The 11,073-nt window shown below is 54.1% G+C and carries 12 protein-coding genes and 1 pseudogene; 8 read left to right on the top strand and 5 right to left on the bottom strand.

Going from position 1 to position 11,073, the window contains the following annotated elements:
• Positions 1–18 precede the first annotated feature (18 nt).
• From tssC to ACA062_RS19245, 3 genes are all read right to left on the bottom strand, one after another.
• A complete protein-coding gene (gene tssC / locus ACA062_RS19255; RefSeq protein ID WP_497452523.1) occupies positions 19–1,521 on the bottom strand; it encodes a type VI secretion system contractile sheath large subunit in 1,503 nt (500 codons plus the stop codon).
• A gap of 10 nt (positions 1,522–1,531) precedes the next feature.
• Entirely contained in the window at positions 1,532–2,065 is a 534-nt protein-coding gene (gene tssB, locus ACA062_RS19250; RefSeq protein WP_497452522.1) for a type VI secretion system contractile sheath small subunit, read from the bottom strand.
• Positions 2,066–2,135: 70 nt separating this feature from the next.
• The gene (locus tag ACA062_RS19245; protein WP_497452521.1) at positions 2,136–2,885 is read right to left on the bottom strand and encodes a hypothetical protein; all 750 of its coding nucleotides are present in this window, start codon (positions 2,883–2,885) and stop codon (positions 2,136–2,138) included.
• A gap of 701 nt (positions 2,886–3,586) precedes the next feature.
• Between ACA062_RS19245 and ACA062_RS19240 the strand changes: the two genes are divergently transcribed.
• Positions 3,587–3,736, top strand: a complete 150-nt coding sequence (locus tag ACA062_RS19240) for a hypothetical protein (RefSeq protein WP_497452520.1) — start codon at positions 3,587–3,589, stop codon at positions 3,734–3,736.
• Positions 3,705–3,929, top strand: a pseudogene (locus ACA062_RS19235) (M48 family metallopeptidase); the annotation flags it as partial. The gene ACA062_RS19240 and the pseudogene ACA062_RS19235, both read left to right, overlap by 32 nt.
• Positions 3,930–4,041: 112 nt before the next feature.
• Here ACA062_RS19235 and ACA062_RS19230 read toward each other — a convergent pair.
• Positions 4,042–4,584, bottom strand: a complete 543-nt coding sequence (locus ACA062_RS19230; RefSeq protein WP_497452519.1) for an immunity protein Tsi6 family protein — start codon at positions 4,582–4,584, stop codon at positions 4,042–4,044.
• Positions 4,581–4,910: a hypothetical protein gene (locus ACA062_RS19225; RefSeq protein WP_497452518.1), complete on the bottom strand. Its 330-nt coding sequence runs from the start codon at positions 4,908–4,910 to the stop codon at positions 4,581–4,583. Before ACA062_RS19225 ends, ACA062_RS19230 begins: the two co-directional genes overlap by 4 nt.
• Positions 4,911–5,492: 582 nt before the next feature.
• On the opposite strand from ACA062_RS19225, the gene ACA062_RS19220 reads away from it, so the two are divergent.
• From ACA062_RS19220 to ACA062_RS19195, 6 genes are all read left to right on the top strand, one after another.
• Entirely contained in the window at positions 5,493–6,533 is a 1,041-nt protein-coding gene (locus ACA062_RS19220) for a hypothetical protein (RefSeq protein ID WP_497452517.1), read from the top strand.
• Entirely contained in the window at positions 6,533–7,261 is a 729-nt protein-coding gene (locus tag ACA062_RS19215; protein ID WP_497452516.1) for a hypothetical protein, read from the top strand. The genes ACA062_RS19220 and ACA062_RS19215 overlap by 1 nt, the downstream gene beginning before the upstream one ends.
• Before the next feature lie 69 nt (positions 7,262–7,330).
• Positions 7,331–8,059, top strand: a complete 729-nt coding sequence (locus tag ACA062_RS19210; protein ID WP_497452515.1) for a hypothetical protein — start codon at positions 7,331–7,333, stop codon at positions 8,057–8,059.
• A gap of 72 nt (positions 8,060–8,131) precedes the next feature.
• Entirely contained in the window at positions 8,132–9,976 is a 1,845-nt protein-coding gene (gene tssI, locus ACA062_RS19205) for a type VI secretion system tip protein TssI/VgrG (RefSeq protein WP_497452514.1), read from the top strand.
• Positions 9,977–9,987: 11 nt separating this feature from the next.
• Positions 9,988–10,572, top strand: coding sequence for a hypothetical protein (locus ACA062_RS19200; protein ID WP_497452513.1), 585 nt, complete (start codon positions 9,988–9,990; stop codon positions 10,570–10,572).
• 37 nt (positions 10,573–10,609) lie between these two features.
• Positions 10,610–11,071 carry a DcrB-related protein gene (locus ACA062_RS19195; protein ID WP_150796313.1) on the top strand — a complete coding sequence of 154 codons (462 nt, stop codon included), beginning with the start codon at positions 10,610–10,612 and terminating at the stop codon, positions 11,069–11,071.
• Positions 11,072–11,073: the final 2 nt, after the last annotated feature.

The following is an 11,073-nucleotide window of genomic DNA, read 5'->3' as shown; positions in this document are numbered from 1 at the left end:
TCCTTGCAATGGGGGCGATCAGCCGCGGGTCGATTGCGGCAATTCGGCGACCAGGCGCAACGAAGCGGTCAGTTCGTCCAGTTGATAGTGCGGTCGCAGGTAGGTCACGGCCTTGTACACCCCTGGCTTGCCCGGGACCTCGAACACTTCGGCCCGCGCTTCGCGCAACGGGAACTTGGCCTTGGCTTCCTGGCTGGCGGTGTCGTCCAGCAACACGTAGCTCGACAGCCACTTGTTGAGGAACAGCTCGACGTCCTTGCGCGAGGCAAAGCTGCCGATCTTGTCGCGCATGATCGCCTTCATGTAGTGCGCGATGCGCGAGGTGGCGAAGATGTACTGCAGCTGCGCGGACAACCGCGCGTTGGCATTGGCGATATCGGTGTTGTAGTGCTTCTGCTTCTGCGTCGACTGGGTGCCGAAGAAGGCGGCGTAGTCGGTGCCTTTGCAGTGCACCAGCGGAATGAAGCCCAGGTCCGACAGCTCTTTTTCACGGCGGTCGGTGATGGCGATCTCGGTCGGGCACTTGAGGGCGATTTCGCCGTCATCGGTCTTGAAGGTGTGGGTCGGCAGGCCTTCGACCAGACCGCCACCTTCGACCCCGCGAATCGCCACGCACCAGCCGTATCGCGAAAACGCGTCGGTGACCCGGGTGCCCAGGGCATAGGCGGCGTTCATCCACAGGTATTTGTTGTGATCGCGGCCATCGACACTTTCAACGAAGTTGAATTCCTCGACCGGCGTGGTATCCGGGCCATACGGCAGGCGACCCAGCACGTGGGGCAACGTCAGGCCGACATAACGCGAGTCTTCGGAGGCACGGAACGACTTCCACTTGGCGTATTCGACGGTATCGAAAATCTTCGCCAGGTCCCGCGGGCCGGACATGTCGGTAAACGAATCCCAGCCGAACAGCTCAGGCGAGGCCGCCGAGATGAATGGCGCGTGGGCCGCGGCGGCGACATGGGAAATCTCTTCGAGCAGGTACATGTCTTCCGGGCTGCGGTTGAACTCATAGTCACCGAGCAACATGCCGAACGGCGCACCACCGAAGGTGCCGTATTCTTCTTCGTAGATCTTCTTGAACAGCGCGCTCTGGTCGAATTCGGAGGCCGACTTGAGGTCGCGCACCAGGTCTTTCTTCGACGCGTTGAGCAGCTGGATCTTCAGGGTGGTGCTGGTCTCGGTCTGGTCGACCTGATACTTCAGGCCGCGCCAGGACGCTTCCAGCTGCTGGAACTCGCGGGCGTGCATGATTTCGTTCATCTGCTCGGAGAGCATCGCGTCGATTTCGGCGATGCGCGCATCGAGCACGGCAATCAGGTCCTTGCTCGGCGTCATCTCGCCTTCCAGCACCTGGCCGACCAGCTCGCCGATCAAGTCGCGGGTACGGGTGCGCTCGGTCTCGGAGCGCGCTACACGGCTTTGGGAAATGATGCTGTCGAGCAGCGAGGAGGGCGCGGCGAAGTTTTCCACTTCAACCACTTCGCTGTCCTGTTGAGTCACGGTTTGCTTGTCGTTCATCGCAAGGCTCCTACTCTTTGCCATCGGTGGCGGGAACAGCGGCTTCACGGCCGAATTCCCTGCCCAGCGTTTTCAACTTTTCAGTGTTCTGCAACACGTCCATGAGCAGCTCTTCGAGCTTGTCGTTGCCACCCATCTTGTTGCGCAGGTCCGCCAGCTTGTTACGCACTTCCAGCAGCTTGCGCAGCGGCTCGACCTGCTTCACCACGTTCTGCGGTTCGAAGTCTTCGAGGGCGTTGAAGTTGAGCTCCACACCCAGCTGCGTGCCGTTTCTGACCAGCGTGTTGTCGACGCGATAGCTCAGGCGCGGCTTGATGCCCTTGAGCACGCCGTTGAAATTGTCGCGGTCGATGAAGATGAACTTGCGGTCCTTGAGCTTCGGCAGCGGCTCCAGCGGGTTGCCGGAGAAATCGCCCAGCACACCGACGACAAAGGGCAGCTCTTTCTTTTCCTGAGCGTCACCGATATCCACGTCATAGGTGATATGGACCCGAGGCGCGCGGACGCGGTCGAGTTTATGCTGGGTACTTTCCTTCTTCGCCATCGTGATCTCCTGGTGCGAACACATTCGCTGCAAGTCGTTTGCGTGTCGGCTCAACTGTTGGCCTGGCGCGTTACATTCCTTCGATCGTCAGCAGAAGGCGCTGACGGATCTCATCGTTCATTGCCAAAATATTCTCGTGGCCTACCAGCTCTTCGAAGCTGGTATTGCCGGCGATCTGGGTGCTGCTGCGGATCACCGCCTCATCAGGCAACTGGGCGCGTACCGGGGAGCCGATGACGCAAAAGGGCAGGTCGCCAAAGTCCTTGAACCGCTCGAAACTCAGGGGGAAACGCAGGCCTTCAAGCACCCGGCCCACGCCCGGCGACTGGCTCAGGCAGTAGAACAACACCAGGTAGTGCACGACAAAGCGGTGCAACTCGGCGCTGCTGCGATTGGGGTCCTTGATGACCGCGCGAAAGCGGGCCAGGTCAAACGAACTGAAACCTACCACCCAGCGCACGGGGCTGGTGATGCGAATGGATTGACCGCTTTGGGACAGCACCTTGTCGTACTCCAGCGGGAACAGTTCCGGCGTCGTACTGATCAGGGTGAGGGGGACTTCAAGCTCATTGACCAGCTGGAACGGCGAGGCCGAACCGATGCGGTCGTACAGTTCCTTGAGCTCTTTGAAATGGTGTTGGGTCTCGCGGCCGCTGCTGCGCTGCGCGCCTTGCAGGTACTCACCGAAAAACGTCTGCGGACGAATCAGCAATGCCAGGGTCGCCAGATAGTCCGAAGCCTGCGCCTTGAGCGCATCGGAAATGGCCCGGGTCTGGCTACGCAATCTGATCAGTGCTTCAACATCAAACGCTTGAGTCATTGGTACATCGTCCTTGAATCTTCACGTCAACTCCCCGAACAAATACGGGGGAACGGGAAGAACGAATTTCTCGGCATAACACCTGTATGCGCAGTGCGTTTTGCCGATGTTTCTCCATCGCTAATTCGCACTGCCCAGGATTAATTGAAAGCAGGGTGATGGCATATGGGAATCGAATAGCCACCAGCGTCGTATAGGGCAACGTTTTGTATGGAAAAGTTCACACAGAAGCGGATTTTTTCTCGTTTTTGATACATGTCGCAATGATGTCTGCAGGCCACTACTTACAGTAAATCTCTGTAGGAATGGTCCGATGTCCAATGAATCCAGTGGTTTCAGACGGGAAATGGATCCAATTGTTGCTTTAAAATAAATTGAAAAAGGTGAACCGGTTCACCCAACGGGGCAACGAATGGAAAAGAAAAATAGAAAGAGCCGGGCAAGGATCGATTTATATGTCGGGAGCAATGACAACGCAGAGGGTGCACGAAACGCTGGATGTGTCGCGGCGCTGAATAAAACTCCTGTGTCTTTTGAGGTTACATATCGTTGGCATCACGGTATAACGCGCTTTGTACAACGGCGCCCCAGGACCGTTTCAGGGTGAGTTGTACAAGTGCACAAGGGCCTTCGGGCGTTTGTTAAATGGAATTTGTGCTCGCCAGGGACAGTAAGAGCGACGCAGCTATCGAGCCCATCCGATGAAAAATATCAGACTCATTGCCGTACTCATTGTCCTGCCGCTGTGCCTAAACCTGTTTGGCGTCTGGGAGCTGCAACGCAGCACTGAGCGCCATAGCCAATTCGCCGAAGCCAGTGCTCAGCTTCGAATACGACGCGCCCATGCCTGAGCTGAGCTCACGCTCGTTCTTAGCCCCTGATGTGAAGCTCGACAAGAAAAAACGCTGGGTGCAGTTGCAGCTGATGCAGTTTTGCCGGGACGACAGGAAACTCAAGGAGAAGGAGCTGGCGGAGCTGATTGGTACGTATCTGAACGCGGGGACCGCGCGGCATTTGTTGCAGCAGCGGTTTGAGCAGGCGTAGGGAGGGGATTGCGCTGACAGCGCTTTGAGCGAGTGGTGTCCTATTTTTCAACAGCAGCAGCGCTGATGGCGCCACTTTGTAAGTCGACCGAATAGCTGAGCTACTGGCAGCACTACGTGCGAGGCAGACTCTCCGGCGGGAGCCCGTTTGGCAGCTGGATTTTCAGGCCTTGTGCTGGCTGCTCTGCGATCCATGAGGCAATCGCCAGTGCTTTAGCCAGCTCAGGATCATCGCCGTCGAATTCCTTTCCAGCCCAGGCGCCAATAGTCAACTGGTGCAATCTTGCTTTGTCTGTTTCGACACCGAGCAACACGTTTTTGATGAACTCGAGTTGAATTAGACAGCTTGAGTAAGTCTGGAAAGCCGGGCAGCCGTTGTGTCTCTGGGTGGTGATCTCTATCGCGTTGTCGATGTAGTCGATGGCGGTTATCGGCGTTTTCATAATGGATTCCTTTAGACTAAGTCGATGAAGCTTGGATTTGTCTGTTTCGGAACCATCAAACACAGCTTTCACGTACTTTAATTGTGCAAGCACTAACTCATAGATCGTAAATTGTGGGCACCTATTGCGCCTGGACGTTGTGACCGCTATCGTCCGCTCGACGAACCCCAAAGGCGTTGTCGGCCTCATGGCTTCGTTGGATTCTGTGCTCATTCAGGCCTCGATCCGCTGTTCTTGTTTTTTTCCATCTGTGCCTTGAGCCGACGCAGTGCTGGCGATTCTCCGCCTGTCAGTTCGATTTTAAACTCCGCAAACGCATGCTCGAGCTCGGGGTACTGCTGAAGCCCGTTTTCCGTGAACAAATGGCGCCCTGGAATATCTCGCCACTCCATTGAGGTTTGGATTTCACCACGTTCTGCCAGGATCAATAGAGGCTCCAGTACCACAGAGAGTTTGGCCGCTGCAGGATCTTTTGATTTCAGTGCGGCAATGGCAGCACGTAACTGCAACGCTTTTTCTTTAAGAACTTCGATGTTCATACGGCGCTCCACCCCAATGCCTTGGGTGTCAAAATTCCAGATTTGCGTCTGAGCATGCTGAAGCTGATCGTCCTAAGGTTGACACCATCGGCTCAGCGGTGTCTCCTTTAGGCAATTGGGGGTGTAACGTTAAAGCAACTGTGACCAGTTTCTCTTTTTTGAAACACTGATGGCACTGTCCCATTCCTCCGTTGTCTCAGCGGTTCAGTCCGGTGAGCCACACGGCTGCCGACACCAGTATGATGATGGGCGGAAGGCTGTAGCCTTTGTCCTACAGAATTCTAGGGGCTTTAGTACAGTTCGATGCGATGCCAGCGGTAGGAACGTCTCGCTGGAAGCGTTAATTTTGGCGTCCCGAGTGTGGTTCTCCAACGCCTCGACTAGTCACTCCAGCGCGGTGGCATTCGCGGTCGTATCCAAGGATATATGCAGAAATATGGACATCTCTAAGCTGCTTACACCGTCAAATTGCCAGCGATTGCAAGATATCGATCTGCGTCGTGGGTGCGAATTATGGAGCACGACTGGGTCGATTGATGCCGCGGTTCAGAATCTGAGCGGGCAGACAGTGAAGGAGCACGCATGAGTAACTTTCTGACACCTCCCACTTCGGCCAGCATGCGATGTGAGCGCAGGCAACCGGGCCTACTAGGGCGTGGGCAGCAGGGGTTTGCAGGCGAGTCCGCAATGGACTTTTACATGCAGCCAGGCCGCTTCGCCGGAGAATACGCGACCGATGATTACACGGCTGCAGTGTATCTGGTGCATCAACTGTCATCTCGCGACGAGGATATGAGCCCTGATGAATTCAGACGTGCTGCTCTGCTGCTCCGCGAACTCCTGCAGAAACTGAAGTCCGCCACTAATGTTTCGGTTGAAGCGCTGCAAGCCCTGCAACAGGCCGCCCTAAAAATTCCAGTAATTGGAACTCTGATGTTTTCGGGAGGTAACTTGCCAGGGACTATTGCAACTGCTGCAGGCGGCGTTATGGCAGCAGCCAGGGCCAGAAAGGTAACTGATCTACTAGATCTAACTGCTGAGCAGAAATCAAAGCTAAATGCCTGGGCCAATAGTCGAGGAGCTCCCGGCGCTCAGTCAGCTAGTAAAACATTTAAAGGCAGCATAAAAATTATTGCTAAAGAAGGTCAGTTGTTTTTTGAAGTGCCTGTGACGGCCGTAGCGAAGCATTATAAAATATTAGGTGCGGTTGGGCCGTCTGTCGCTCATATCCCTGTCGGGAATACCAAGGCGGCATTGACTCAACGTGCACATCTGCATGCGAATGGCGCTACCGGCATGTTGAAGTTCATGGGGGGGAATTCTGTTGGTGCTGCTCTGGCTGTAGGTCCGCAAGCATTTCTGGATTATTCAAGTTCGACTACAGGTACAGAGTTCTATAATAAGTCTGTTTACAGCCAGCCCACTAATATCGTATCGGCTGCTGCAGGCGTCGGTTCCGGGTACGCCTTGGCAGGCGTCGCTGCCCTGTTAGCGGTTCCAGCAGCGCCATTAGTGGTGGTAGTGGCCGTTGGATTTGTTGCAGGTTTGGCAGCGCAGTGGTTGATGGTTGAGTTCGGGGTGGATGAGGTGATTGGCAACGCGTTGAAGATTGAGAATCCATAATGATTGACTCAGATAAGCTCAAAAAATTTACATGGTTTTTATTCGTTTTTTTTGTTTTATTGTTCGCCTTTGGTCCTTCGGGGTTTAGGTATTTTTGGCCTGTATATTTCGTGGTGTCTTTATCTGCATTTATGTGGACCTTGTATCTCGTCTATGCGTGCGAAAAATTTACTCTGTATATGACTTCGATACTTATTACGGTCGTAAGCGTCTTCTGTTTGTTCGCCTCCACCTCGGCTTATTTGGTTGCTGCCATGTTCTGGGGTAAGACAAGTATTGCTGCCCTCATGATGTGGCCTGTTCCAATAGGGATCGTGACGTTGACGTATTTGGTCCTGGCAAATGGCAAATCGTCATTTCATCCATTCGAATATGATGGAATCAAGGTCCAGCCACGTCCGCAAAACAAGCAAAAAACATCGGCCGCATATAGCCCTCTTTTGGTGGCCGGCGCAACCACCTTGGCGGCAAGTATTTTTACTAAAACAGCCGGCTTCCTCACTACCGGTATGGTTGTCCTGTTTGGGATGCTAGCTGTTTCCGTCACAATATTATTCTACGCACGCCACATAATCAGAGGCCTGCGCACCCTCCGCATCCAAGAAAAAACCATGCCCATCCCCTACACCTTCATGCAAATCGACGAAATTCGCGAAGCGCGCAGTCGTTGGTGGTTGAGCAGATTGTTCAAGTGGTTCGCTTCCTGGCGCAAGTCGCCGGGTGCCTGATTTTGTCAGCTCAGCAGGAAGGCAATCGATGAAGACGGTCAGCGACGCGTTGAAGATTGAGGATGATGAATGATCGATTCCCAGAATATTAAGAGAATTAGTTGGGGTTTTTTTGGGTTCTTGGTTTTTTTTATGGTATTTGGGCCTTCAAATTTAAAGTATTTTTGGCAGGCATTTTTAATTATGTCGTTGCTTGCATTCATGTGTACTATATATCTTGTCTATGTATGTGAGAGAATTACTTTTTATTTGACTTCGATACTTTTTGCGGTCGTAGGCGCATTTTCCTATATGGCCTGTACGGCGGCTTATTTGATGGGTGCAAGTTTCTGGGGAAAGACAAGTATTGCTGCCCTCATGGTAGGGCTTTTTCCAATGGGCGTCGCATTGTTGACATATTTGGTCTTGGCAAATGGCAAACCGTCATTTCATCCATTCGAATATGATGGAATCAAGGTCCAGCCACGTCCGCAAAACAAGCAAAAAACATCGGCCGCATATAGCCCTCTTTTGGTGGCCGGCGCAACCACCTTGGCGGCAAGTATTTTTACTAAAACAGCCGGCTTCCTCACTACCGGTATGGTTGTCCTGTTTGGGATGCTAGCTGTTTCCGTCACAATATTATTCTACGCACGCCACATAATCAGAGGCCTGCGCACCCTCCGCATCCAAGAAAAAACCATGCCCATCCCCTACACCTTCATGCAAATCGACGAAATTCGCGAAGCGCGCAGTCGTTGGTGGTTGAGCAGATTGTTCAAGTGGTTCGCTTCCTGGCGCAAGTCGCCGGGTGTCTGATTTTCGATGATCACTACGTGCAGGCCGCCCAAGCCTGATGACGTGTTACCGGTTTAAGGAGTAGTTGAAGCGATGGATCTTTCCTCACTGTTTTCGGCGCAGAACAGGCGCCTGTTCAAGCTGACCATGGCTCTCAAGGGCGGCCAGGAGTTGTTGCTTGAATCCTTTGCCGGGAGTGAAGGTTTATCGACTGATTTCGGATTTCAGCTGGATCTGGTTTCCGCGGACGCGAGCGTAAAACTCAAGTCCGCCATCGGGCAGGCCGCGACGATTGAAATCGAACTCGCTACCGGCGGTAGCCGTTATATCAACGGCCATGTGCTGAGCTTCGGGAACAACGGCAGCGATGGCGGCATGTCGCGCTACTCAGCCTATGTGGGTTCATGGTTGAGCTTGATTGCGCAGCGGTATGACTCTCAAATCTATCAGGATCAAACCGTAGAGCAGGTGATCAGGAAGGTCTTTGGTCGCTATGAAGGTCTCGCGAAATACGAGTTCCGCGTCAGCCGTACACTCAAGCCACACAGCTATATCACTCAGTACCGCGAAAGCGACAGTCACTTCGTCATGCGGCTGCTTGAGCAAGAAGGGTTGTTCTTCTACTTCGAGCACACGGCCGACAGCCACACGCTCATCATCATGGACGACTCCAGCGTTCTGACGCCGCTGCCTGAGCAGCCGCAAGTGCGCTTCCACACAGCATCAGTGACCGAAAACTCTGACTCCATCACTCACTGGAGTTCCGCCCGAGAGTTCCAGGCCGGAAAGATCTCGGTGCAAACCTTCGATTATCGACAGCCGGGAAATCGGATTCCCGTCACGATGAACAGCCTCAATCAACAAGGCGATGTTCCGTCGTATGAAATCTTCGATTACATGGGGCAGTACACCCACGGCACGTATGAAGATGGCGAACTTCTGGTGCGTAACCGTATTGAGGCGCTGGAGCTCAAAGGCAAGACATTTGTCGGGTCAAGCAACTGTCGCGCTATGCGCCCAGGCCATACGTTTGAGCTGACGCAGCATTACGAGCATGACGCTGGCTCTGCCGATGACAGGCAGTTCCTGGTGATGAACATCGAGCACCGCGGCAGCAACAATTACACCTCGGGAAGTCAGGCTGGCTACGGTAATAAATTTTATTGCGTGCGGAAAAAGATCAAATTCCGTCCACAGATGGACCTGCTCAAGCCTGCGATTTCCGGCCCACAAACCGCCATCATCGTCGGCCCGCCCGGCGAAGAAATATACACCGACGAAATGGGCCGCGTGAAAGTGCAGTTCCACTGGGACCGCTACGGCGAGTTCAACGACAAAAGCTCTTGCTGGGTCCGCGTTGCCCAATCCGGTGCCAGCGGCGGTTTCGGCAGCATGCAGATTCCTCGTGTAGGCGACGAAGTCGTCGTGGTATTCCTCGACGGCAACCCCGACCGCCCGCTGATCATGGGCAGCCTCTACAACAGCCAGAACATGCCGCCGTGGTCGTTGCCGGCGAACAAGACCCAGAGTGGTTTCTTGACCCGGTCGATGAAGGGCGATGGCGGCACGGCGAACTTTTTCCGTTTTGAAGACAAGGCCGGCGCCGAGCAAGTGATTGTCCACGCCGAGCGCAACATGGACACCGAGATCGAGGTCGACGAGATCCATAGCGTCGGCAGCAATCGCACGATCACAGTGGGCGGCACGCACACTGAAACGATCAAGAAAGACACGGTAATGAATGTCCAGGAAGGCTCGCTGACGATTCAGGTCGACAACCAGTTCATTCAGGTGAATGCCAAGCAGCACATTATTTTGCAGGTGGGCGGCAGTAGCATCACCCTCACTCCTGACGGGATCGAGATTAAAGGTGACGCCATCAATATCCTTGGCAAAAACACCTATGTCCAAGGTGACCGTGTCGATATCAACAAGTGAGAATCCAGACCATGGTCAGGACCAGTATTTACGACCGAATCTCCGAGAAGCGCCTGGCGGCCGAGGCGCTTGCGCGGCAGCAACAGCAGCAAGCAGCCGAAGCGCCGCCGGCTGTTATCGAGCCCGAGTCCATTGTCAAAGTGCCGCTGCAGCTTGCCCGTAATGGATTGACAGTCGCGGGCCTCAATTTGCTGATCCCGGATGGATTTAACTTCCGCGACATTGACACCACGCTGGAAAAGTATGGACATCCCGTCACGTTTGGTGCGAAGCGCCGTCCTGCGCCCGAAGGTCTGACGTTGAGGCGCGCCGTCGAGTTGTATGTGGAAAAATTGCGTCAAGACCACCCCGACGTCACCATTGTGCGGCAGAGCGATGGTGTGCTCGCGGGCCACCGGGCGATTGCTCTGGATTACATATTCACTGCCGGTCAGGAACGCCGCCACGGCAGAGTAATGAGTGCTGTGATCGAATCTGATAACGGTAACGAGCGTCAGTATTTCAGCATCTCCACCATGATAAATCCGGCACACGCAGAGCTTGCCGATTGGCTGATCGAGTTCGACGCCATGCTGGAAAGTGTCTCTGCTGACTGAACATTTCCCTTTTACGCATTCACGGAATACACCTCCAATGGACTATCAGCTTCAGGAAGGATCTATCGTACTGCCGGAAGGTTTTCAGGACCGTACGGTAAATATGTTTGTACTCGGTAACAGCATCCCGGCGCCGCTCAACATTACGATATCGCGTGACAATATGCTGCCCGCCGAGGACCTGAAAACGTACATCGAGCGTCAGGTGAAGCTTATAGCTGCCAAGCTGCGCGGCTACACATTGCTCAGCAAGAAACCTGCGACGTTATCGAGCGAGCAACCGCGCTCAGGCATCCAAGTGGATGCTTACTACATGAACGATGGTCGTCCTGTTTATCAGCGTCAGGCGGCTTTTGAGATCGAGCAAGGTCGTATTCTAGTGTTCTCAACGACCAGCCAAGCTGATTTTAGCGCCACTCAAAATGAGAACTGGCTGCAACTGCTGACCAGCTTCCAACCGCGCCAGGACACCGTGCCCACTGACGTCGAACAGGAGTAACT

This window comes from Pseudomonas sp. LBUM1679, assembly GCF_059695565.1.
The sequence above is the reverse complement of the archived record's forward strand: the minus strand, read 5'-3'. Positions and strand labels throughout refer to the sequence as shown.

Bases quoted from the DNA above. Each gene is read 5' to 3' on its own strand.
- tssC (WP_497452523.1), bottom strand. From the start codon at position 1,521: ATGAACGACAAGCAAACCGTGACTCAACAGGACAGCGAAGTGGTTGAA.
- tssB (WP_497452522.1), bottom strand. From the start codon at position 2,065: ATGGCGAAGAAGGAAAGTACCCAGCATAAACTCGACCGCGTCCGCGCG.
- ACA062_RS19245 (WP_497452521.1), bottom strand. From the start codon at position 2,885: ATGACTCAAGCGTTTGATGTTGAAGCACTGATCAGATTGCGTAGCCAG.
- ACA062_RS19240 (WP_497452520.1), top strand. From the start codon at position 3,587: ATGAAAAATATCAGACTCATTGCCGTACTCATTGTCCTGCCGCTGTGC.
- ACA062_RS19230 (WP_497452519.1), bottom strand. From the start codon at position 4,584: ATGAGCACAGAATCCAACGAAGCCATGAGGCCGACAACGCCTTTGGGG.
- ACA062_RS19225 (WP_497452518.1), bottom strand. From the start codon at position 4,910: ATGAACATCGAAGTTCTTAAAGAAAAAGCGTTGCAGTTACGTGCTGCC.
- ACA062_RS19220 (WP_497452517.1), top strand. From the start codon at position 5,493: ATGAGTAACTTTCTGACACCTCCCACTTCGGCCAGCATGCGATGTGAG.
- ACA062_RS19215 (WP_497452516.1), top strand. From the start codon at position 6,533: ATGATTGACTCAGATAAGCTCAAAAAATTTACATGGTTTTTATTCGTT.
- ACA062_RS19210 (WP_497452515.1), top strand. From the start codon at position 7,331: ATGATCGATTCCCAGAATATTAAGAGAATTAGTTGGGGTTTTTTTGGG.
- tssI (WP_497452514.1), top strand. From the start codon at position 8,132: ATGGATCTTTCCTCACTGTTTTCGGCGCAGAACAGGCGCCTGTTCAAG.
- ACA062_RS19200 (WP_497452513.1), top strand. From the start codon at position 9,988: ATGGTCAGGACCAGTATTTACGACCGAATCTCCGAGAAGCGCCTGGCG.
- ACA062_RS19195 (WP_150796313.1), top strand. From the start codon at position 10,610: ATGGACTATCAGCTTCAGGAAGGATCTATCGTACTGCCGGAAGGTTTT.